General features: G+C 68.1%; 18 protein-coding genes. 14 read left to right on the top strand and 4 right to left on the bottom strand.

Annotated features, from left to right (window positions below):
• Window positions 1–166: 166 nt before the first annotated feature.
• From Q5694_RS19200 to Q5694_RS19240, 9 genes are all read left to right on the top strand, one after another.
• Complete coding sequence (locus tag Q5694_RS19200; RefSeq protein ID WP_333934364.1) at window positions 167–892, top strand: DUF317 domain-containing protein; 726 nt, start codon at window positions 167–169, stop codon at window positions 890–892.
• Window positions 893–923: 31 nt separating this feature from the next.
• On the top strand, window positions 924–1,682 hold the full coding sequence (locus Q5694_RS19205) for a hypothetical protein (RefSeq protein WP_333934366.1): 759 nt from the start codon (window positions 924–926) through the stop codon (window positions 1,680–1,682).
• A gap of 61 nt (window positions 1,683–1,743) precedes the next feature.
• Window positions 1,744–2,271 carry a hypothetical protein gene (locus tag Q5694_RS19210; RefSeq protein ID WP_333934367.1) on the top strand — a complete coding sequence of 176 codons (528 nt, stop codon included), beginning with the start codon at window positions 1,744–1,746 and terminating at the stop codon, window positions 2,269–2,271.
• Between the two features lie 94 nt (window positions 2,272–2,365).
• On the top strand, window positions 2,366–3,106 hold the full coding sequence (locus Q5694_RS19215; RefSeq protein ID WP_443040900.1) for a tryptophan synthase subunit alpha: 741 nt from the start codon (window positions 2,366–2,368) through the stop codon (window positions 3,104–3,106).
• Window positions 3,099–3,545: a hypothetical protein gene (locus tag Q5694_RS19220; protein WP_333934368.1), complete on the top strand. Its 447-nt coding sequence runs from the start codon at window positions 3,099–3,101 to the stop codon at window positions 3,543–3,545. Before Q5694_RS19215 ends, Q5694_RS19220 begins: the two co-directional genes overlap by 8 nt.
• Before the next feature lie 13 nt (window positions 3,546–3,558).
• The gene (locus Q5694_RS19225) at window positions 3,559–4,521 is read left to right on the top strand and encodes a hypothetical protein (protein ID WP_333934369.1); all 963 of its coding nucleotides are present in this window, start codon (window positions 3,559–3,561) and stop codon (window positions 4,519–4,521) included.
• Window positions 4,518–5,789 carry a DNA cytosine methyltransferase gene (locus Q5694_RS19230; protein WP_333934370.1) on the top strand — a complete coding sequence of 424 codons (1,272 nt, stop codon included), beginning with the start codon at window positions 4,518–4,520 and terminating at the stop codon, window positions 5,787–5,789. The genes Q5694_RS19225 and Q5694_RS19230 overlap by 4 nt, the downstream gene beginning before the upstream one ends.
• A complete protein-coding gene (locus tag Q5694_RS19235; protein WP_333934371.1) occupies window positions 5,789–6,904 on the top strand; it encodes a DnaB-like helicase N-terminal domain-containing protein in 1,116 nt (371 codons plus the stop codon). The genes Q5694_RS19230 and Q5694_RS19235 overlap by 1 nt, the downstream gene beginning before the upstream one ends.
• Before the next feature lie 65 nt (window positions 6,905–6,969).
• Window positions 6,970–8,334, top strand: a complete 1,365-nt coding sequence (locus Q5694_RS19240; RefSeq protein ID WP_333934372.1) for a DUF317 domain-containing protein — start codon at window positions 6,970–6,972, stop codon at window positions 8,332–8,334.
• 178 nt (window positions 8,335–8,512) lie between these two features.
• Here the strand turns inward: Q5694_RS19240 and Q5694_RS19245 are convergent, their stop codons facing one another.
• The 4 genes from Q5694_RS19245 to Q5694_RS19260 all read right to left on the bottom strand — a co-directional run bounded on the left by Q5694_RS19245 (window position 8,513) and on the right by Q5694_RS19260 (window position 14,447).
• Window positions 8,513–9,409, bottom strand: a complete 897-nt coding sequence (locus Q5694_RS19245; RefSeq protein WP_333934373.1) for a DUF5655 domain-containing protein — start codon at window positions 9,407–9,409, stop codon at window positions 8,513–8,515.
• A gap of 704 nt (window positions 9,410–10,113) precedes the next feature.
• The gene (locus tag Q5694_RS19250; protein WP_333934374.1) at window positions 10,114–11,115 is read right to left on the bottom strand and encodes a PfkB family carbohydrate kinase; all 1,002 of its coding nucleotides are present in this window, start codon (window positions 11,113–11,115) and stop codon (window positions 10,114–10,116) included.
• Window positions 11,116–11,800: 685 nt separating this feature from the next.
• Entirely contained in the window at window positions 11,801–12,877 is a 1,077-nt protein-coding gene (locus Q5694_RS19255; protein ID WP_333934376.1) for a zinc-dependent alcohol dehydrogenase, read from the bottom strand.
• Between the two features lie 550 nt (window positions 12,878–13,427).
• Window positions 13,428–14,447 carry a LacI family DNA-binding transcriptional regulator gene (locus Q5694_RS19260; RefSeq protein ID WP_333934377.1) on the bottom strand — a complete coding sequence of 340 codons (1,020 nt, stop codon included), beginning with the start codon at window positions 14,445–14,447 and terminating at the stop codon, window positions 13,428–13,430.
• Window positions 14,448–14,569: 122 nt separating this feature from the next.
• Between Q5694_RS19260 and Q5694_RS19265 the strand changes: the two genes are divergently transcribed.
• From Q5694_RS19265 to Q5694_RS19285, 5 genes are all read left to right on the top strand, one after another.
• Window positions 14,570–15,850 carry a sugar ABC transporter substrate-binding protein gene (locus Q5694_RS19265; RefSeq protein WP_333934378.1) on the top strand — a complete coding sequence of 427 codons (1,281 nt, stop codon included), beginning with the start codon at window positions 14,570–14,572 and terminating at the stop codon, window positions 15,848–15,850.
• A 36-nt stretch (window positions 15,851–15,886) separates the two neighbouring features.
• Window positions 15,887–16,843 (top strand): carbohydrate ABC transporter permease, encoded by a 957-nt coding sequence (locus tag Q5694_RS19270; RefSeq protein ID WP_333934425.1) that lies wholly within the window; start codon window positions 15,887–15,889, stop codon window positions 16,841–16,843.
• A complete protein-coding gene (locus Q5694_RS19275) occupies window positions 16,840–17,655 on the top strand; it encodes a carbohydrate ABC transporter permease (protein ID WP_333934379.1) in 816 nt (271 codons plus the stop codon). Before Q5694_RS19270 ends, Q5694_RS19275 begins: the two co-directional genes overlap by 4 nt.
• A gap of 44 nt (window positions 17,656–17,699) precedes the next feature.
• A complete protein-coding gene (locus tag Q5694_RS19280) occupies window positions 17,700–19,439 on the top strand; it encodes an amylo-alpha-1,6-glucosidase (RefSeq protein ID WP_333934380.1) in 1,740 nt (579 codons plus the stop codon).
• Between the two features lie 175 nt (window positions 19,440–19,614).
• Window positions 19,615–21,579, top strand: a complete 1,965-nt coding sequence (locus Q5694_RS19285) for a hypothetical protein (protein WP_333934381.1) — start codon at window positions 19,615–19,617, stop codon at window positions 21,577–21,579.
• Window positions 21,580–21,672 lie beyond the last annotated feature (93 nt).

The raw sequence follows: 21,672 nt of genomic DNA on the forward strand, positions 1-21,672 counted from the left end.
CCATGACCTCGCACAACCGCGCCCAACACCCGGACCCACCCCGCGCCCGGGTGGACGGATACGAGGCCCCGCCCGCACGCGTCCCAGACGTCTCCTGCACACCGGCACCGACGCGCTGCACCCGATCAGTCCTGGCCCACTGCCGCCTGCGGTACAAGGCCCGGCGGTGAGGCCCTTCGCGCCCCAGGACCGGGTCCTGGTCTCCCCGCGCTATCTGGCGGGAGCGGGCATCGACCGGCTCGCCGATGCGATCGGCCCGCTGGTCCACCTCTTCGGCTGGCCGAGCGAGCACGATCGCGCAAGCGGACGCATCAGCGTCCACAGCCCCGACGGCAGCCTGTTCGTCAACTTCAACTCCCGGCATACCCACGGCCACTGGTGGTCCCTCGCGCACCACGAGCCGTACTGGGAAGCCCGCTTCACCCGGCAGACCCCGATCGAGGCCATCGCCGCCGTCACCCAGGCTCTGCCCCAGCTGCTCGGCGACGACCGGCACATCGACCGGATCCCGCTCACCACCACCCCCCTCGCGCAGATCGCCGAACTGAACCACTGGCACCGCGAGGACGACACGTTCACCTCGCCCGACGGCCACTGCCACCTGCAGCACACTCCGGCGGAAGACACCCCGTGGCGCTTCCGGCACCACGTGTACGACGGCTTCGACACCAACTGGGACGCCTCCTTCACCCAGGACACCCCCGAGCGGCTCGTCGCCCAGTTCTTCACCCACCTCGCGACGACCACCCCGGTCGAGCGCACCTTCCGTGACGTCCCCTACCTCGTGCAGAACCTGGACGACGCGCTCATCACCCCCGTGCACCGAGCCGCCGTGAACCCACACGTCCACCACGCCGGCGCCCAGCTCGGCCGCGTCGTACACCGCCGCTGACACCGGCCTCACCGAAACCCGTCATCCCCAGATGAACGAGCCGACTGGGCCGGCCGAGCACCTCCTGCTCCTCGCCGGCTACTTCACCCGGCACAACGACGCCCTGACTCGGCTGCACGTACCCGTCCGTTGCCGCGAGCGCACTGCCATTCCTCCCGGCCTGCACTTCCGAATCCCTTGGACCACCGTGTCACTCCTGGACATCCCCGACGTATTCATCGGGTCCACCGACGACGGCCACACCTTCGTCATCCTCAACCGCCCCATCCGCGACGCCGACCGGCTGCTCACCGACGCCGGCTTCCTCCCTCGTGAACACCACGGCCGCAGGCTCTACCTGCTGCCTCCAGGCATCGCGCAGGACGTACACGAGCGCGCCGGCGTGGCGATGTACGGGCTCTTGGCCCACACCCACGACCTCGTCGACCTTTCCTGGACCACCCGCTGGAGTCCCGACCAGCCGGCAGGCGGCCCAGACCTGCACTTCCAGGTCAGGGACGGCACGGTTGCCGTGACTGCCTCGACCACCGCCGCCCGGTTGCTGCTGGAGCAACACGGCTTCGTCCCCACAGCAGACGGCGCGTCCTACCGCACTCGGGACGGGCTGGACGAGCGCCAACTGCTCAGCGCCATCACCGCTGCCGAGGCACACGCGTACACCCACGGTCTCAGCGCGCGTGTCCACCTGGGCATCCCCACACCAGCCGACATCCCCGCGAGCGCCCGCCGCCGCTCAGCTCCCGCCACCGGTCCACGAACCACACCATCGGCCCCTCGCCGCACCCGCTGACCACCCCAACGCATCCGGCACCGCCATCCGAGAGGCTTCCACGTCCTCCGACACCCCCACCGTGCATGATCTCGCCCGTGCCCTCGCCGACCAGCTTCACCCCGGTGCCGCTCCCCGGGACGTGACCGTCAGCTTCGGCGCCCGCCGGCAAGCCCCCATCGAGTACCGCAGCCGCGGTCGGGGCGGACCCGTGACGGTCTACGCCCAGGCACTGCACGCCGCCCTCTACGGCCTTCCCACGCCCGACGAGTCGCTGCCCACCGCGCTGGACTCGCTTCTGCAAGCCACGCACACCGCGACCGCCCCGGAACGGAAGACCGCCGTCCTGCGGCAGGTCGCCGAGCAGCTGCGCAACGCCGCCGAGATCATCCAGCGATACCAGTACCGAGCCCAGTGGGACCGCTTCCCCACCGATGTCGCCGAGCAGCTCGCTACTGCTCACGACCAGGCCCAGCAGATCGCCCAGGCCCTCGACCGCGTGGCCCCCGCCTTCAGCCACCAGCCCACCACGCCCCGTGCCCAGGCCGCCCACGGCAGTGCCACCACCCCCGTAGCGTCCCCGCCCACGCTGGCACCACGCCACCGCTGACCTGCCGCGACAGCCCGCCCTCCGAGAAAGGCATCTCCTGGCCGCCACCGACTCCCTCCACGCCCTCCTTGCCCAACCCCGGTGCGCGCTCAGCGTGTTCGTTCCCGCCGGACTGCATCCGGCCCGCGCCGAGCGCCGTCAGCTCGACCAGATCGCTCGGGATGGCGCCGATCTGTTCGAGATCGGCCTCGCCCACCATGACGCCGGCCTCGACGGGCCCGTCATCCAAGCCGCCTACCGCCGCGCCCTGAGCCGCGGAAACGTCCTCGCCCGCGCCCTGCGCGCGGTCGAGCACGCCGCTGGCCTTCGGCCGACCGTCGTCATGACCTACTGGGATCCAGTCCACCGGCACGGCCCCGAACACCTGGCCCGACTGCTCGCTGACGCGGGCGCCGCCGGGGCGATGGTCGTCGACCTGCCCGACGACCAGGCAGAGCGCTGGCAGGCCGCAGCGAAGGACGCGAACCTCTCCACCCCACGCCTCGTCCCGCGCCACCTCGCCGACACCGGTCTCGCCACCGTGGCCGCCGGTGCGTCGGGATGGCTCTACGCACCCGCCAGCACCGGCCCCACCTGCTACCGCGGCCCGCTCGACGTGCCCGCGCTCGCCGACTTCACGACACGCCTTCGTGCCGCGAGCCCCCTGCCCGTCGTGTCGGGCGTGGGGAGCTCCACCTCGGCCCTCGCGGAACGCGTGGCGCCACTGGTGGACGCCGTCGTCATCGGCACCCCCGTCGTCCGCGCCCTGATGGCCTCCCCCGAGCAGGCCCCGGTGCTCACCACAGCGTTCGCCCACGCCCTGTACCCGTACGCCACCACGGAGACCCGTGCCTGACTCCACCAACCCGGTCCCGGTCCTGTCCCGCATCGCCTCCGACGCGTCCTGTCTGCACCAGGCCCTGCGTGCCCTGCCCGCCGAACGGGACGCATCCGCACTGGCCGCGCGCATCACTGACGCCCAGGACCTCGCCAGCATCGCTTTGCGGCTGTTTCTCACCCGCAGCCGCCAGACGTCGCGGCCCTCCCCTACGGACCTGCTGCTTCTTCACCGTGTCGTGCAGATCGCCAAGGCCGCCCAGGACGTCGCTGCCGAACTGACGGCTGCTCTTGCCCGCGCCGTGGAGAACCAGCGCCGCCAGGCCGCCGCCACATCACGGCGGGTCGTCCTGATCGGGCCGACACCGCAGCATTTCATCGAGTCGGCCGCCGACCTCCTCGACCGCATCCCCGCCCTCTGCGACGCCCGCGAGTGGCCGGAATCCCCCTGCCAGTGACGCGACAGCCGCGATGCGAGCGCCCCCCTTTTCCCTACACCCAGGACAGACCATTTCAGATCAGCCCCGATTCCGCGCACTCTCCCTCGGCGCGGGAGTTCAATCCAGCACGCTCCTTGCACTGTCAGCCGGGGGCATTCTCCCGAAGGTCGACTACGCGATTTTCGCCGACACCGGATGGGAAACCGCAGCGGTCTATGCACACCTTGACCGCCTGGAAGAAGAGATAGCCGCCCCCGCCGGGATACCCGTACTGCGCGTGTCGGCCGGAAATATCCGAGACGACGCCCTGAACCCGGATCACCGGTTCGCCTCCATGCCGCTCCACATCCTCAATCAGGACGGGCGACCTGGGATGACCCGGCGGCAGTGCACCGGCGAATATAAGGTTAAGCCAATCAAGCAGAAGGTCCGCGAACTGCTCGGCTACCCCTATCCGGCACGCATCCCGAAGGGTGTTTTCGTCGAGCAGTGGGTAGGAATCTCCACGGATGAATTCCACCGCGCGAAGGACGCGGACGTCAAGTACATGCGTAACCGGCATCCCCTTCTGGACATGTCCTGGAGCAGGGCCGACTGCGCGCGCTACCTGACTTCCCTCGGTCTCGCCGATACCCCGAAGTCGAGTTGCCTGGGATGCCCGTTCCATGGAAATGCGCAGTGGCGGCATATCAGGGACACCTCTCCGTCCGAGTGGGCGGACGTCGTCGAATTCGACGCGGCCATCCGGCAGGGCAATGCCCGCGCCAACGCCACCGGCAACAGACTGCTCGGCGAGGCGTTCCTGCACCGCTCCCGCGTCCCGCTCAGCGAAGCCCCCATCGATCACGTCACGGCTGCCGAGCGGGCCGCCCTGCGGATCAGCGCGGACGAGGCCGACGTCCTTGAGAACGGTGTCGAGGACGGCTGCTCGCCCTGGGCGTGCCGGGGCGACGCCGACGCGCTGACGCAGGACGACTTCGGGCTGGCCACGTGATACTCGACCTCTTCGCGGGGCCGGGCGGCTGGAGCAGGGCACTGCACGTCCTGGGCGTGCGCGACGTCGGCCTGGAATGGGACCCGTGGGCATGTAAGACCCGCGCTGCGGCGGGTCAGTTGACCATCCGGTGCGACGTGGCGAGGTATCCGGCCTGGCCGTTCCTCGGCCGCACCCGCGGTGTGATCGCTTCGCCGCCGTGTCAGGCGTGGAGCATGGCCGGCAAGCGCCTCGGTCTTCTCGACCAGCCGCTGGTGCACGCGGCGGTCGAAGACCTGGCCGCCGGGCGCGACACCCGCGAACGCCTCCTCACCGCCTGCCGCGACGAGCGCTCCCTGCTCGCCGCCGAGCCGATGCGCTACCTGCACGCGCTGAACGCGGTCGGCGAGCCCGACTGGGTGGCCATGGAGGAAGTACCGGACGTGCTGCCCTTGTGGAAGCAGTACGCGGCCGTCCTGCGCGGGTGGGGGTTCTCCGTCTGGTACGGGATCCTCAACGCCGCCGACTTCGGCGTCCCGCAGACCAGGAAGCGGGCAATCCTCCTGGCCTCCCGCGTCCGCACGGCGCAGCCGCCCACGCCCACGCACGCCCAGCTCGCCGAGCCGGAATCGCTGTTCGGTCCGGGCCGTGCCCGCTGGGTCAGCATGGCCGAAGCCCTGGGATGGGGCGCGACCGACCGGCCCGTCCCCACCGTCTGTGCAGGAGGTGGGCCTGGCGGCGGCCCCGAGCCGTTCCCGTCGGGCTCTCGCAAGACGCTGACCGACGCGCGGGACCGCGGCACCTGGATGCCGCGGCCGGACGGGGTGGTTCTGCAGTCCCGCCGGGAAGGCGCGGGGTGGGCGGCCCGGCACGGCGACGCGCGAGAATCGTGCGTCCGACCTCCGGCGCCCACGTTCACCGCCGAGGCGCACCGCTGGTCCTGGTCCCTGCGCAGCAACAACCAGGCCAACGCCACCGTCCGGTCCATCCAGGAGCCGGCTGGCACGCTGTTCTTCGGGCACCGCGCCAACGAGTGCACCTGGGTCGCCGAACCCGCCACACCCTCGGCCACGGACACCGATGCGCCGGCCGTTCCCGAGCCGATCCGGATCACCGTCCGCGAGGCGGGCCTCCTGCAGACCTTTCCCGCCGACTACCCCTGGGCCGGCAACAAGGGCCAGCAGTTCTCCCAGATCGGCAACGCCGTTCCCCCGCTGCTCGCCGGCCACCTCCTCGCCCCGCACCTCGGCGTCACCCTCGACCCCGACGACTTCACCCTCGCCGCCTGATGCCCCACACCCCCGAACCCGACGAAGACAACCTCGACACCATCACACCGCCCCAGCCGGTATTCCACGTCGAGCAGGCCCTCCTGGGGGCTCTCCTCCTCGACCCGCACCGCCTGGACGACGTGAACGGCATCGCCGCCGACTCGTTCTCCACCGCCGCGCACGCCGCCCTGTATGCCGCGATCAGTACCCTGCCGCGGCCCAACCCCGCCGAGCACGCGAAGAACACCACGTGGCTCGACCGCGTACTCGCCACCGCCCTGGAGGAGGCGCGCGGACTGACCGCCTCCTACCTGCACGCCCTCGTTCAGGTCTGCCCCTGGCCCCGCCACGCCCCCGCGTACGCCCGGATGGTCGAGGCCGAGCACGCCCGCCGTCGCCTGCTGACGGCCGCCGAACGCCTCGTCCACACCGTCCACGACGCCTCCCTCCCGCATCCCGTCCAGACAGCGCTCGCCGAGGCGGATGCACTTGCCGCGGTCGTGGACGACATCGCCAACCGCTTCCCCCCGCGCTCCGGTGTCCTTCCCCGCACCCCGGCACCTCCTCCCACCGCCGCCGACGACACCGAGGCGGTCGAGGAGGAGCAGCTCCTGCTCGCGACCGCCACCGCCCGCCCGGACGACATCGACGCCGTCCGGTGGCTGCTCCCCGGCGACCTCACCCTGCCCTTGCACGCCGGCCTGTGGCAGTGCCTGACCACCCTCGCCCGCCGCGACGAGCCCATCGACCCCGTCACCGTCCTGTGGGAAGCCCAGCAGCGCGGCCTGCTCGACTACGGCCGTGAACCAGGCGAGGTCCTGCGCATGCTGGCCGAACCGGCCGGATCCGTCGAGCACTGGGCCGAACGCGCCCTGCGGCGCTCCCTGCTGGCCACGGCCGAACACACCGGACGGCGCGTCGAGGCGTACGCCGGCGACTCGGCGAACACCCCCTTCCAGCTCGTCGCCGGGGCCCGCCGCGCTCTCGCTGACATCGCCGCCGTCCGCACCCGCTGGCAGCACGCCGCCGGAGCCACTCCGCCGCAGCAGCGGCGAGCGGCGCCTGCCACCCGCGCCGGCCCGCCGACCACCACGGCCGCACACGCCGCCCGGCCCACACGAGCAACCCGATAACTCCCGATTACGCCGGTGGCCGGGCCCGCGGGTCCGGTCACCGGCAGAACGGATGAGACCCCCACGTGACTGCCTCCATCGACGCCCATGTCCGCCTGGACACCCACCCCACTCACCCGAGCGCCGTGCAGGCCGTCCTGACCGGCACTCAGACCCGTGTCGCCTCCATGGCTCTGGAGGCTGCCGGCTGGAGTGTCGCCACCACAGGCGTCCTGGTCCTGGCCCGCATCGATCACGAGGAGCCCTACTGGGCCGCCGACGCCGCCCAGAACCTGATCGCCGAAGGCATCACCGTCGAGATCACCCCACGGCTCCAGGAGGCCATCGACGAGGAATGGACCTGGGTGAACTATCCGATGCCCTGGCTCACCCGCAGCGAAATCCGCGAGGTCTCCAGCGAGGCCCAGAAGATCCACGACGACATCCGCAACGGCCGCCTCCTGATCCACGCCCACGCCCACGATGGCCACACCACCGTCGCGGCCGGCACATATCTCCACCGGGGCGGCAAGTCCGTCTACCTGCACGGCGAGGACCACCTGCGTCAGGTCGCCGGCACCTTCGACTCACCCGCAAGCGCCCTGCTCGCCTTCGAGGAGACGCACGCGGACGGGATGCGCCCTGGACCGGCACCCCTGACTGACACCGAACGCGCCGCCATCGCAGCGCGCTCGGTCTTCGACGTCACCGCGTCCAAGCCCGACCCTGCCCGCCCGGAGCCGGAGACCGTCCCCGTCTACCTGGCCGATGCCGGCGACCACGACGCCCTCCTCGACGCCTTCCTCGACACGCACCGCGAGTTCGAGAAGTGGCGGACCCGGTCCGATGACACGACCCACGCCATCCACGAGTCCCAGACGCTGCGCATCGAACGCGTCCACGAGGCCCCCGCCCATGAGACGGCATGGACCGTGGCCGCCTACGAGACGCCGGTCTCCGAGCGCATGTGGGTCCTCTCCGTGACCGGCGCCACTCCCGCCCCGGTGCTGCAGAATCTGCTGCTCCACCTCGCCGACAGCGGCTGGGACACGGCCATCGGCGCCCCGGTGAACGAAAAGATGGTCACCACGGCCACTCAGCCACTCCCCAACGCAGGATGGAAGCACACCGTCGACGGGCGATGGATCCGCTGGACCTCCCCCGGCGGGGACGCGGGCGTCCAGTTCGACGCCTTCGCCGCACAACACGCGAGTCAGAACCTGGCCACCTGGACCATCTGGGCCGGGCCCAATCCGGACCGGCCCACCTGGGCCATCACCGCCTCCCCGCACACCCCGATCCCGCTGCTGGCCGACCTCTCCGCAACTCTCGCCCAGGAGACCGACACGCGTCAGACGCAGCCGGGCCGTGAGCACAAAACCCGCCTAGCCGCCAGCCTGTCAGCCGTTCCGGCGGTCACGGCCAGCCGACCCGCCAGCCGTTCACGCTGATCATCGCCCCCGCACGAGCGGGGCAACATAGCGCGGGATCGCCGGTTGGCCAAACCGGCGATCCCGCGCACCATAGATAGTCCACCGCCACGCCCTGCCCGCACGTCGAGAGGCTCCTCCCACGACCGCAGACACCACACGTAGCGCAGCCCGTCACGAGGCCGGGAGCGCCGGGCGATCACGCCGCCGGGTAGCTTGCCCGGAACAGGTCCTGCGCCCGCTCCACGTCCCTGAGCGTACGGAGCTGGACCTCCAGATCACCCGTGCCGTGGTGACCGAGACCGGACACGTCCCGGGTGAAGCCCGGAACAAGATCGACGTCCTTCGGATCGACCTTCAGATAGACCAGCAGCTTGCTTCGCTGCGGCGGGCACAGGCAGGCAAAGTTGCGCAGCCGCTGATACGCCCGGTAGGTCTTGCGCTCCACCCGGTTCACACCATCCCCGAGCCCAAGCAGGACCTCGTCGACCGCACCCGCCAACTCGCGCATCGCCGCGCCCTGGACATCAGCCGCCGACTGGGCAACCGCATGGCGCCGTGCCCGGCGGGCCACCTGCACGCCGCCGCTCACGGAGGCCACGGTCTCAAGCCCAAGCAGGTCCCTGCCGAAGAGTCGGTAGCGAACCAGGTCGATCGACCTCCGATGCTCGCGCACGGCATGCACGTCGTAGCGGGTGAAGTCGCCGGCGATGCAAATCAAGCGCGGTCCGCTCCACAGGACCTGGGACGCGGCCGTCACCCCGAGCCGGTCGCGGACCAGGCGCTCGAACTCCGCCCGGTGGTCCATCAGCCACGAGAGATAGAACAGACCCTGGTTGATGACCCCGGCGTCCGTGCCGCGCTTGTACTCCACGATGACCGGCGATCCGTTCTCGTCCAGCCCGAGCGAGTCGATCCGACCCCCGTGGACGGGCCCCGTGCTGTACTCGCTCACCAGGAACCGGACACCCAGCAGCGTCTCCATGTGCGCCTCGACAAGGCCCTGCACATCGGCCTCAACCTCAGCAAGACGCGGCATGACCTCCGTCATGCCGCTATTCGTCGTGTCCGTGCGGAACAGCTTCAGGCCCGACACCTTCCCCTCCTCGGCTCGGAGATCACCAACGCCGACAGGGTGCGGGATTGTTTCCGCGAGAGACTTCGGGGGCGTGAAGATAATGTGAGACCCTACGTACTGCCCGATCAGGGAGCGCTCGCATCCCCCGGTCACCGGGAATCCGCGATTCCCTCATGTGTCCCCCGCGACCTGGAGGACGGCGCCCGGAAGCTGCGTTTACGCAGGTCAGCCCCCGTAGCTCAGCGGATAGAGCACGTGCCTTCTAAGCGCCTGCCCTATCCCCCTGAGCGGCACTACGCCTTGGCCCTGGTTGAGCAGCCCAATGCGTCTTCGAGGGAATCAGCATGCCAGGCTCCGAGCTGAGGTTCAGCGCGCGTCTCCTCAGCTCCTTTGCAGCGTCCATGGCCACGACTGAGCCAACCGCCTTCACTTCTCCTGCCCTGCCCTGGCGAGCCGCCTGCCACGTGCTGGCACATCGACTGACGCCATAGGCACGAGCTGTCAACCGGAGCTCTCACCTTGCTTCGCAAGGATGGTGCACACTGTGTTTCGCGGGTGAAACCGCAGAGCCGCGCGATCTCGTCGGCAAACCCCTCAGTATTGAGTCCGTGTTCGACGGCAGACGTCGCCATGGCTAGCGAGAGTTGGCTGCGTCTCACTATCTGTCCGCTGGTGAGCCGCCCGCCACGAGCACCTCCACCGCCGCAAGAAGCATGCCCTTATCACCGGGCGCCGGTCATGACCAATGCTCCGTAGGTGAGCGCTCGCTGCAGGATGGTGACCTTGAGGCCCTCTGACAGAGTGTCGGCGGCGGTGAGCAGTCCGTAGATGAGGCCAGCGGTGAAACCGTCGCCGGAGCCAATATGTTCCAAGACCTGGAACTCGGGCATCGGCGGGTGGGTGACCACGCCGGTCGGCAGGGACCAGGCAGCGGAGGGACAGACATTCACCCCGGTCGCGGGCAGCTCGTGAGGGGTGATGGCCAGCACGGACGCCTGCGGGACCAGTTTCGCGATGTGAGGAAGGATGTCTGATACCTCGCCAGCATGGATACGGGTCGCTTGACCGGAGCGTGGTCCTGTCAAGCTCAAGGCGCCGACGACGACGTCTGCGTGCCGGGCGAGTCGCAGGTCGACCTCCCGAGCACTGTCAGCGCGTCCTTGGTTCTCCCGGCTTTCTGGCCGGCAGTTGGTAGCGTAGGAGACGGTCATGCCATGGCGTCGTGCTGCTGTCATCGCCTCGTCGGCGACCTCGACTGTGGTCTCGGACAGGCCGGCAAAGGCGCCTCCGGTGTGGAACCAGCGCGGGCCGCTGGCGAAGACCGCATCCCAGTCGATGTCTCCCGTACGCAGGCCGCGCACTACTGTGTTCGCCCGGTCGCTGATGCCTGGCGCGCTCCGGATGCCGAAGCCTCGCTCGGTGAAGATTGCGCCGGTGCGCGCACGCCCCTTGGTGGCGTCGCCGGGGGCCCAGTGCACCAGCGCCGTATCGACCCCGGCTCGGAGAATCAGATCCTCCACTATCCGACCGACCGTATTGTCAGCCAGGATCGTGACGACGGCCGTCCACACCCCGAAAGAGCGCCTCAGGCCGCGGACGACGTTGTACTCGCCGCCCCCTTCCCAAACTTGGAGGGAGGGGGCGGCGCAGGTGTGCCTCTGACTGCGGTCGAAGCGGAGCATTACCTCGCCCAGAGCGATTACCTGTGGGCCGTACCTGTTCACACATTGCTCCTGTGCACGGCCTGGTCGGTCCGTCGCCGGAGCTGCGTGCACTTGCTTCGCTGTAAATGAGTCACGGTCGCTGTGGCGGACAGGACCGGTCCGGGCAGCTTCCCGGATCTGGCCGCGTGCTCGTCGTTATCGGGGGAAACGACGACAGCCCCGCCCTCCACGCCTGGCTTTAGCCGGTGGACGAGAGAGATACGGAAGGATTCCCATGGACAAAGGGCGCCCAAAGTCACGTGTGCGTCGGCTAACGGACTTTCGGGAGCGGCATACGGTACATCCGGCATCAGAGGAGGATTTGCCTCGGGCAGCGCGGAGGCGAAGCTGGTACTGAACGGTAGAGCCATCCGCCGTCGACGAGCCGCGCCGCGCCGCGCTGGTAGGTGGCGACCTCCGAGGCGGAGAGCATGGTGGTCCACTCGACGTCCTTGAGCCGTCCCCATCATGCGGCCCGGGACCCGAGCAAGTATTGCGTTACCGGGCTCCCGATCGTTCGGGTGCCCCTCTGTGGCAACAACGCGGCTCATTGTCAACGGGTGCGCTGTGGTAGCGATGTCCTGAACGCCGGCGCTGTGGCTCCTTTCCGCCTTCGTGCTTCGGTCGGCGGCATTGGCACCGGTCTCGTTCAGCGTTTTGGCCATGACCCGTCCGCTGCCGCGGCTGACACTGGCGAGTCCTCCGCTCAGGAGTTCCATGCTGGCGCTCCTGCCACATCGCTGCCACAGGCCACGAGGATCTTCATCAGGTCATCGCTGCATTCCGGCGGCTGGAACGCCGAGGTCACTTCGGTGAGCGGAACCACCCTGCTGATGAGCTTGTCGGCGGGGACGGTGCCGTCTTCGATCAGCGCCACTGCCTTCGCGTAGTCGGGTAGGTGGTGCAGACGGGCGTCGACCAGGGTGAGTTCACGCCCGAAGAAGCGGCGCAGGTTGGCCAGACGCGGCCTGGGATGGGTGGCCACCAGACAGAGCCGGCCACGCACGGCCACCGTGTCGATGGCTGCGGCCAGGCCGTCCACGGCTCCGGACACCTCGAAGGCCACGTCCGGGCCCGCAGGGCCGGACCATTGAGCGACGAGTTCTCGCACGTCGTCCGTGGTGGGGTCCCAGGTTGACAACTCCAGGCCAGCAGCTATCTGTCTGCGGTGCGTGCTCGGTTCGATGATCCGGGTGTCCGCTCCGGCGGCTCGGGCAACGAGGGCGATGAGCAGTCCGATGGGCCCGCCGCCAACCACTACGACCCGTTCTCCGCTGCGTACGCCCGCACGGCCGACATCTCGTACGGCGACGGCGGTGGGCTCGATGAGAGCACCGCGGTCCAGGGTGACGGCCGGCGGCAGTCGGACGAGCGTGGCGGCGGGCACCGTCCAGCGCAGCTGCATCGTTCCAGGAGAGTCGCTGCTGATGAAGTCGAGGTGCCGGCAATTGTGTTGGTGCCCGGATCGGCAGGTGTGCCGATGGTCGGCTCGACAGGCGGGGCACCCGCCGTCCCAGCGCAACGGCATTACGGAGACGGCATCACCGGGCTGCCATCCCTCTGTTCCTGGGCCGACCTGCACGATGAGGCCGGCCATCTCGTGACCCAGGACGGTGGGCCGCTTGAGCCGGGCAGGCGTGGTGCAGTGGGGGTTGGGCAGATCGGTGTCACAGATGCCGATGTAGGCAGGGGCTAGTTCTACTTCCCCGGGCCCCGGCGAGGAGGTCCTGACGGGGCCTGTGTCCAGCGTGTGGGTGGCTGTGCTGCGGCCGGAGAGTGTCATGGTGTTCCGAAGGTCCCTTTCAGCATGGAGTCCGATGGTCAGCGGAAGGTTGGCCTCGGCGAGGGAGTCGGTGGCGGCGATTGCCGTCGTCAGGCCGCGCGAGCGGGCGACCTCCTCGCATCTGGATGCCGAGCGGCTCGGTTCGGAGGGTCCTGATTCGCGGGGCCCGGCGGCCGGCGAGGGCGGGTGAGCCGGGTTCACTCTGGGGCGGCGGCACTACCACGCGATCGCAACGGAGGCCGGCCACAGCAGAAGCCGCGCGCGGTGGGATCGAGTAGGCAGGAGCCGACTGCGATGTGGGGCGGCCGCGAGGAGCGACGTGTGCCTGCCGAGAACAGTGGCCGCCCTGAGCAGCAAGCGGGCCTCCATATCCGGCCACGACCTGTGCTCCGAAGCCTGATGTGGACAGCCCGGTCAGTGGCATGACATGGCTCGTCAGCGTCGCCGCGACATTCCGCCTTCACGGAGTGCCGTCCAGAGCGCGGGTGTGCGACGGGCGTGTCAGGTCGAAGCGGGCGTGGGCAGCGCCACTCCGGCCCGGTCCTGGCTGCTATGGCTTGCTTCCGGCCGTCGATGCCCGGGGAACGAGGCGGGGTGCGACGCGGGTGATCCCGGACGGAGGTTCGCCTGCGATAGCGGCGACGAGTCCCAGGGCGGCGAGGCGGCCCACCTCTTCGAGGTTCATGTCGATCGTGGTGATGGGCGGGCGTGAGTGGGCGCAGTAGAGCTCCCAGTTATCGAAGCCGACGATGGCCACGTCACGGGGGACTTCACGTCCGTGGTCGCGCAATTCGTCCGCGACACCGCGAGCGATCTGGTCGTTGGCGCAGAAGACCGCGTCGAACTCGACCGGTCCTTCCAGGAGCGACACCGCTGCGTAGCGTCCCCACTCCTCGCTCCAGTCACCGTAGGCGTTCGCCGGCCCCACGATCTCCAGCCCGTGGCGCCGGGCAGCGCGGACAGCGCCGTCCAGTCGTTCCTTGGCCGCGCTGTAGGTGGGGTCTCCGGTGATCACCGCGATCGACCGGCGGCCGCCCTCGACCAAGTGGTCGATGGCGAGGCGTGCTCCCTCGTAGTTGTCGGAGAGGTAGGAGGCGTCGGCTGTGGATGCCGAGGGAGCGAAGGCGTAGGTGGCGCTCACCGGCAGCAGCTCGGCGAGCGAGGGGCGCTCGTCATCGCTGTGCCCGACGACGATGATGCCGTCCACCTTCCGTCCGAGCAGCGTAGAGATCTGATGTCGTTCCCGGATGGGGTCCCGCCGTGCGTCGGTGAGGATGATCGATGTCGACTCGACACCGAGCGTGTTCTCCACACCCGAGAGGATCGGCAGTACGAACCGGTTCGACAGGTCGCCTGTCAGAAGGCCGATCACACCGGTGGTCGGGGAGTTGAGCGCCTTCGCGAAGTGGTTGGGGACAAAGCCCAGGGCTCGGGCGGTCTCCTCGACGCGCTGACGTGTCGCCGCGCTCACCACGGTCTTGCCGTTCAGCGCCTTCGAGGCAGTCGCCAAGGAGACACCTGCGGCCTCCGCGACAGTCGCCAGCGTGACCGTTTTTGCCTTGCGAGCCATGCGCCCCCCTGGGGTGTGCTCCGTGGTGCTGCTGTAGCCGAAACGTAATGCTGCAGCACCGTTGACCGTGTTCTGAACCCAATGCTAGCTTCCTTTGAAACTACTTTTCAAGGCTTTCAAAGATGGCCTTGAAGCACCGCAACAGGCAGGTCACCATGAGAACGACCAAGATCATCCGCATCGCCGCCGTCGCCGCGTCGATTACGGTCTGCGCGACGTCCCTCGGCGCGTGCTCCTCCTCCGGCTCCGAGGACAGCGACAGCTCCTACACCCTGTGGGACCCGTATCCGCAGTTCGACAAGAACTCGGCCTGGGCCAAGCAGATCAACAAGTGCGCCGACGAGGTCGGCGTGGACATCAAGCGCACGTCCCACGACTCCCAGAGCCTCACCAACCAGGCCCTCCTCAGCGCCCAGGAGGGATCCCTGCCGGACCTCGTCTTCTATGACAACCCGGGTGTCTCGACCCTCGCGGCCACGGGTGCCCTGGCCACGATGGAAGAGGTCGGGATCGACACCAGTGAGGTCGACAAGAACCTGCTCGCGCCGGGGGTGGTCGATGGCAAGACGTACGGCATTCCCGTCGGCGCGAACACGCTCGCCCTCTACTACAACAAGGCCATCCTCAAGAAGGCCGGAGTGGACCCGGAGAGCATCAAGGACTGGGCCTCCCTGACCGATGCTCTGGAGGCCGTCAAGAAGGCGGGGCACAAGGGCATCACCTTCGCGGGATTCGCCAGCGAGGAGGGCACGTTCCAGTTCGAGCCGTTCTTCTGGGGAGCGGGCGCCGACCTGTCGAAACTCGACTCTCCGGAGGCCGTCGAGGCGCTCTCGCTGTGGAAGGACTGGCTCGACCGCGGACTGGCGCCGAGCTCGGTCATCTCGAACTCCCAGACCACGAGCTGGGATGAGTTCTCGACCGGTGAGGTCGGTTTCAGTGTCAACGGCACCTGGCAGGCGGTCAGCAGCACGGACCTGGACTTCGAGACCGGCTTCACGACCATCCCCGCCAAGGACGGCGGGGTGGCGCCTTCACCGACCGGCGGCGAGTTCATGCTGATGCCGGTCAAGAAGGACACCTCGCGCTACGAGACCACCAAGAAGATCGTCAACTGCATCAGTACGACGGAGGGCCAGGTCGAGACCGCCGTCACGCACTCCTACTACATCCCCCCGACCCGCGCGGCGCAGGAGGACCTGCTCAAGGCGCACCCCGAGCTGAAGGTGTGGGTGGAGGCCGTCCGCTCGGCCCGCGGTCGCACCAGCGAGCTGGGAACGGACTACCCGAAGGTTTCCGAGCAGGTCTGGACCGCGGTCCAGAACGCCCTGAGCGGCACGATGACGCCCCAGGAAGCCCTCAAGAACGCGCAGAAGGCTGCTGAGTCCGCGGTCAGCGCGGACTGAGGTCCGGACGCGAAAGGAGGAGTGGTTCCGGTGTCGATGACGACTACCCGACGCGAAGTGTCAGACCGCAACGATGAGGACGCACAGGGAGAAGTCCGCCGCCGGCGTCGCTGGACCCCCGAGAGGTGGGCGGCGATCGGATTCCTCGCTCCCCTCATCGTCTACCTCGCCGCCTTCTACATCTTTCCGCTACTCCGCAACATCGAGTTGAGCCTGCACGACTACACGCCAGTGGCGTTTGTCCAGGGGAATGCTCAGTTTGTGGGATTCGACAACTTCACCGAGATCTTCACGAGCAGCACCTTCGGCACCGCGCTGCGCAACACCGTGCTGTTCACCGTGGTGTCGATCGTGTTCCAGTTCACGATCGGTCTCGGCCTTGCCGTCTACTTCCGCAAGGCATTTCCGCTGTCCCGGCTGCTGCGGGCCCTCTTCCTTGTTCCCTGGCTGCTCCCGCTGATCGTCTCAGGCTCGACGTGGGCGTGGCTGATGAACAGCGAGAACGGCGTCATCAACGCAGCTCTCCGTGCGGTGGGAATGGACCCGGTCAACTGGCTGGTGTCACCGGATACCGCGCTGACTTCCGTGATCATCGCCAACATCTGGCTGGGCATCCCCTTCAATCTGGTCGTTCTCTACTCCGGATTGCAGAACATCCCTGCCGAAGTCTACGAGGCGGCAATGGTCGATGGAGCCGGCCCTTGGCGGACCTTCTGGAGGGTGACGCTTCCGCTCCTCAGGCCGGTTTCTGCCATCACCTTGCTGCTGGGATTCGTCTACACGCTCAAGGTCGTGGACATCATCTGGATCATGACGGCAGGTGGCCCAGGTGATTCCTCCACCACCTTCGCCACCTGGTCGTACCGTGAGGCTTTCGGGAGCGGGAATCCAGAATTCAGTCCGGCAGCGACCGCCGGCAACATACTGATCCTCATTGCGCTCGTCATGGGCGCGATCTATCTCCGCACCCAACGTCGCATGGACCAGTCATGAAAACACGCCGCTGGATGAAGACCCTGCCGGCCCTGTGCTTCACCGCAGTGATGCTCTTCCCGGTCTACTGGATGATCAACGTATCGTTCACGAAACCCGGCGACCTGCGCAAAAGCACTCCGAACCTCTTCCCGGTCGACCCGACGCTCGAGGGATACGACGCCGTTCTTTCGGATCAGCTGCCGAGTCTCGGCACCAGTCTCGTCATCGGCCTCGGCACCGTGGTTCTGACTCTGGTCATCGCCGCTCCCGCGGGTTTCGCCCTGGCCAAGCTGCACTTCGTAGGGCGCGGCGCTCTCAATTTCACACTTCTTGCTGTGCAGATGATCCCGGCCGTTGTGATGGCCATGGGCTTTTATGCCATCTATTTGCGCATGGGAATGCTGAACAGTATTCCCGGGGTCATCGTCGCGGACTCCACCATTGCGGTGCCTTTCGGTGTACTGTTGCTCACCGCGTTCATGTCCGGGCTTCCCACCGAGTTGCTCCAGGCGGCGAAGATGGACGGCGCAGGCACGTGGAGGACCTTCCGCTCCATCGTGCTCCCGATCAGCCGCAACTCCCTGGTGACGGTGTCACTGTTCTCCTTCCTGTGGGCGTGGTCCGATTTCATCTTCGCCTCCACACTCGCCCGCGGCGCCGAGTACGTGCCGGTGACGCTCGGAATCTATAAGTACATGGGGAACAATACGTCCCAGTGGAACGCGATCATGGCGACAGCCGTTATCGCGTCGATTCCGGCCGCTATTCTGCTGATCGTCGCCCAGCGATACGTATCCGCCGGCGTCACCGCCGGCGCAGTCAAGGACTAGAAGGCTGCAAGCCCTCTCATTCCGATTCTCAGAAGGAATCTGCGTTGACCGCTACCCAACCGTTCGCTGTCAGTCCTGCCCAGGACTCCGTCGCCTACGACATCGCCGAGATGCCGTTCAGCATCAGAGGTGCATGGATCAACCTTTCACGGGTGACCGGTATTCACGTCACCAAGCCGGACGTCCACGTCGTGACCCACACGACCGGGATGCACGGCGTCCTGGCGATCATCCCCACACTCCGGGGCGAGCGCGTCGAGGCATCGGTGTCCGGCAGCAGCTCGATGCTCACCTGGTCCCACGGCGAGCGCCAGCTGGAGGCCACCTTCGAGTCCCCGGACACCATCCGCCTCCGCGGCCGTGGCCTCGGTGTCCGCATCGAGGACGGGGCCCCCGGGCTGACCTCCTTCACTGGCGCCTACCTCTTCCGTCAGCCCGCCGACAACGCCCCGGTCTTCACCTCCTACGAGTCCGGTCGCCGCTACCGCGTCACCACGATCTCCGGCTCTGCGAACGTGACGGGGGCGGAATGCCTCGGTGTTGCGGACCGGTGGGTGGAGTTCCACGAAGCAGACGAGTGGGAAGTGGCCATCGAGGAGATCAAGACCGGCCGCAGGCTCTACAAGCCCACCCGCACGTTCGATGAGTGCGCGCGCCGGATCGAGACCGAGTTCACGCGGTACCTCGACGACATCGCGCCGTGGCGTACCAGCGAGTTCCCGGGCGTCGCCCGGGCCGCCTACGTCATGTGGTCCGCCACGGTCGCGCCCGCGGGCGAACTGCGCCGCGAGTCCATGCTCATGAGCAAGCACTGGATGGACCACGTGTGGAGCTGGGACCACTGTTTCAACGCCCTCGCACTCCTTCCCGCCGGACTCACCCCCGCCCTCGAACAGTTCACCCTCCCCTTCGACTTCCAGGACGAGACCGGCGCACTCCCCGACTCCGTCGGCCACAACGTGCTCCTCCACAACTACGTCAAGCCCCCCATCCACGGCTGGTGCCTGCGCCGGCTCCGGGAACTCTCCCCCCACCCCATCCCCCGCGACGAACTGCTGGCCATCTACGAGGGCCTGTCCCGCTGGACCACCTTCTGGCTGGACCACCGACGGGTACCGGGGCGCGCCGTCCCTTACTACGAGCACGGCAACGACAGCGGCTGGGACAATTCCACGATCTTCGACCTGGACCGCGTCATCGAGGCGCCGGACCTCGCGGCGTTTCTCATCGTGCAGCTCGACGTGCTCGCCGAGTGTGCTGCCGAACTCGGTGTCGAGGACCGCTGGAGCGCCGAGCGGGACCGCATGCTCGCCGCGGTCGTCGATGACCACTGGACGGGCGAAGCCTTCGTCGCCCGCTCGGCCCACACCGGACGCGACAGCACCGCCACCAGCCTGCTCAACGTCATGCCCGTGTTCATCGCCGACCGCCTCCCCAAGGAGATAGCGGACCGCCTGGCGGCACAGGCCGAGCAGTTCCTGACGGAATGGGGCCCGGCCACCGAACTCGTCACCAGCGAGCACTACGAGCCCGACGGCTACTGGCGCGGACCCATCTGGGCCCCCTCCACGGCGCTCATCGAGGACGGCCTGCGCCGCGCCGGATACACCGAGCTGGCAGACACCATCAACGCACGGTTCCGGCGCCTGTGCGAGACATCGGGGTTCGCCGAGAACTTCGACGCGCTCACCGGCCGCGGTCTGCGCGACCGCGCCTACACCTGGACCGCCAGCGTCTACCTCTCATTCGCCGCCGAGACGGTTCGCCGCAGTCGGGCCGACTGACCGGCGGAAGTACGGGCGGCCCGTCGCGCCGACGGGCCGCCGCCACCCGACCCGGCAGGAGGTGCACACACCCGACTCACCACGGGGACGTTCCTACCAACGGATGGCAGGAACGCGGCTCTTCCCTGGCTTTCCACGCGGAAAAACCGGCTTTGCCATGCCGAAAGGACCAGAAGTGTTCCACAGACTCAAGCCGTTCGCCGCGCCCGCGGCAGCGGCACTCACCCTCACTCTGCTGCCCAGCACCCTGCTGCCAACAGCAGCCTACTCCGCGGAGGAGGCCGCTGATCAAACGGTGACCGTCGACTTCGGGAACCCGCTGGAGCAGTTCACGCGGACCGGCGCCGGCATGCACTACGGCCTGTCCGAGGACGCCACCCAGCCGTCCGACGACATGATCCTACCGCTCGGCTTCAACCTCCTACGCGGCGGTGGCGCGCAGCTGCTCGGCAAGGACGGCTCCTCGAACTACGGCTGGCACGGCGACGGGCTCAAGGCCGGCCCGGGCTTCGAGCGCCGTATGGACTTCGTCGTCAAGAACGTCAAGCGGTTCACCAGCCCGCCCATCAACGGCCGCTACGCCCTGCTGCTCAACGACCTGTGGGGCCTGGACCTGAATCAGAAGGACAACAGCCCCCACCCCTGCGACTGGAGCGACGCCAAGAACGACTATGACTGCAGCAACTACGTCGAGTTCCTGAACACGATCATCGATCGGGTACAGGAGGAAAACCTCGACATCTACTACTGGGACATCCAGAACGAGCCCGAGAACTACCCGTTCTGGAACCGCGGCTGGGGCACCGAGCAGTACTACAAGATGTGGAACACCGCCTACCGGACGATCAAGGCGCGCATCCCGGACGCCAAGATCGCCGGCCCCTCGTGGGTGGGCTACCACAAGGAGCTCGTCGGCCCCTTCCTCGACCACGTCAAGGCCGCCGGCACCATCCCCGACGTCTTCGTTTGGCATGGCCTGACCAGACAGGACCCGGTCGAGAGCGCCGAGCATCTGCGCGGAGAACTCGCCGCGCGAGACATCCCCGAGATGGAATTCTCCATCAACGAGTACCTGCAGAACACCCAGCTCAACCCGAGTGCCACCGCCTGGTATCTCTCGCGGCTCAACGAGGCCGGCATCGACTCGGCGGCACGAGGCATCTACGGGCACCGGCTCGATGACATCGAGTACGCAAGGTCGCTCAAGCCCTTCGGTGACATCTTCTGCTGCGAGTACCCCAACCTGGCGGGGATCATCCCCGTCGGCAAGCCGGACACGAAGACCGACCACTGGTGGACGTACGAGGCGTACGGGCAGATGAGCGGCACCCGCTACGGCGTCACCAACGGCTCCATGGTCGCCGGGACGGCCACGGCCGACGCCGCCAAGAAGCAGGCCACGGTCCTGCTGGGCGACGACTCCGGCTTCCACGGCGACGCCCAGGTCACCATCAACGGCCTGAACGAGCACCCGTGGCTGACCGACGGCGGCAAGGTCGACGTGAAGATCGACCGGATCCCGTCGCTGGACGACAAGCTCGAGAGCCCCGAGACGGTGTCACGGCGCACCGTGACGGTGTCCGAGAACGGAACGATCGAGCTGCCGTTCGACTGGACCGCTCCGCGTGACGCCTACGCGGTCTATCTGACCAACCCCACCGCCGACCCGGACGCCCCGGACGTGGGCCCCAACCTCCTGGCCAACCCGAGTTTCGAGGCCGACGGGAAGGAAGGGACCCAGACGCCGACCGGGTGGAAGGAAGACCTCGACCGCGACGCCAGCTTCACCGAGGGTCCGGTCTGGTCCGTGCGTCCCCGCTCGGGTGACAACCGCCTGACGCACGCGGCCGACGGACACCACGAGATCTTCACCTACCAGGACCTGGAAGTACCCAACGGGACGTACCAGGCCACCGCCTGGGTCACCCGGGGCGAAGGCCAGTTCCGCAGCTACATCGAGGCCAAGGACTACGGCGGCCCGACCGTACGGACCGACATCCCCACCGGCACCAACTGGCAGAAGATCTCGATCGACAACATCAAGGTCACCAACGGCCGCCTCACCGTCGGCGTCGCCACCGCCGGCGAAGCCGGCCAGTGGATGTCCATCGACGACTTCGAGGTCCGGCGCACGTCCTGACCCGTGGTCACCCCAGAGAGGGGAGGTGCTGACCGATATGAATGCGCGCCTGCCGAAGGGCGGCCGGCGCGCAGTTCTTCCCTGGCTTCTCAC

Source organism: Streptomyces sp. AHA2, assembly GCF_036857595.1.
Lineage (GTDB): Bacteria > Actinomycetota > Actinomycetes > Streptomycetales > Streptomycetaceae > Streptomyces.

Coding starts and splice junctions, on each gene's coding strand:
- Q5694_RS19275 (WP_333934379.1), top strand. CDS start 16,840: ATGAAAACACGCCGCTGGATGAAGACCCTGCCGGCCCTGTGCTTCACC.
- Q5694_RS19205 (WP_333934366.1), top strand. CDS start 924: ATGAACGAGCCGACTGGGCCGGCCGAGCACCTCCTGCTCCTCGCCGGC.
- Q5694_RS19235 (WP_333934371.1), top strand. CDS start 5,789: ATGCCCCACACCCCCGAACCCGACGAAGACAACCTCGACACCATCACA.
- Q5694_RS19260 (WP_333934377.1), bottom strand. CDS start 14,447: ATGGCTCGCAAGGCAAAAACGGTCACGCTGGCGACTGTCGCGGAGGCC.
- Q5694_RS19225 (WP_333934369.1), top strand. CDS start 3,559: ATGCGAGCGCCCCCCTTTTCCCTACACCCAGGACAGACCATTTCAGAT.
- Q5694_RS19255 (WP_333934376.1), bottom strand. CDS start 12,877: ATGACACTCTCCGGCCGCAGCACAGCCACCCACACGCTGGACACAGGC.
- Q5694_RS19265 (WP_333934378.1), top strand. CDS start 14,570: ATGGCCTTGAAGCACCGCAACAGGCAGGTCACCATGAGAACGACCAAG.
- Q5694_RS19270 (WP_333934425.1), top strand. CDS start 15,887: ATGACGACTACCCGACGCGAAGTGTCAGACCGCAACGATGAGGACGCA.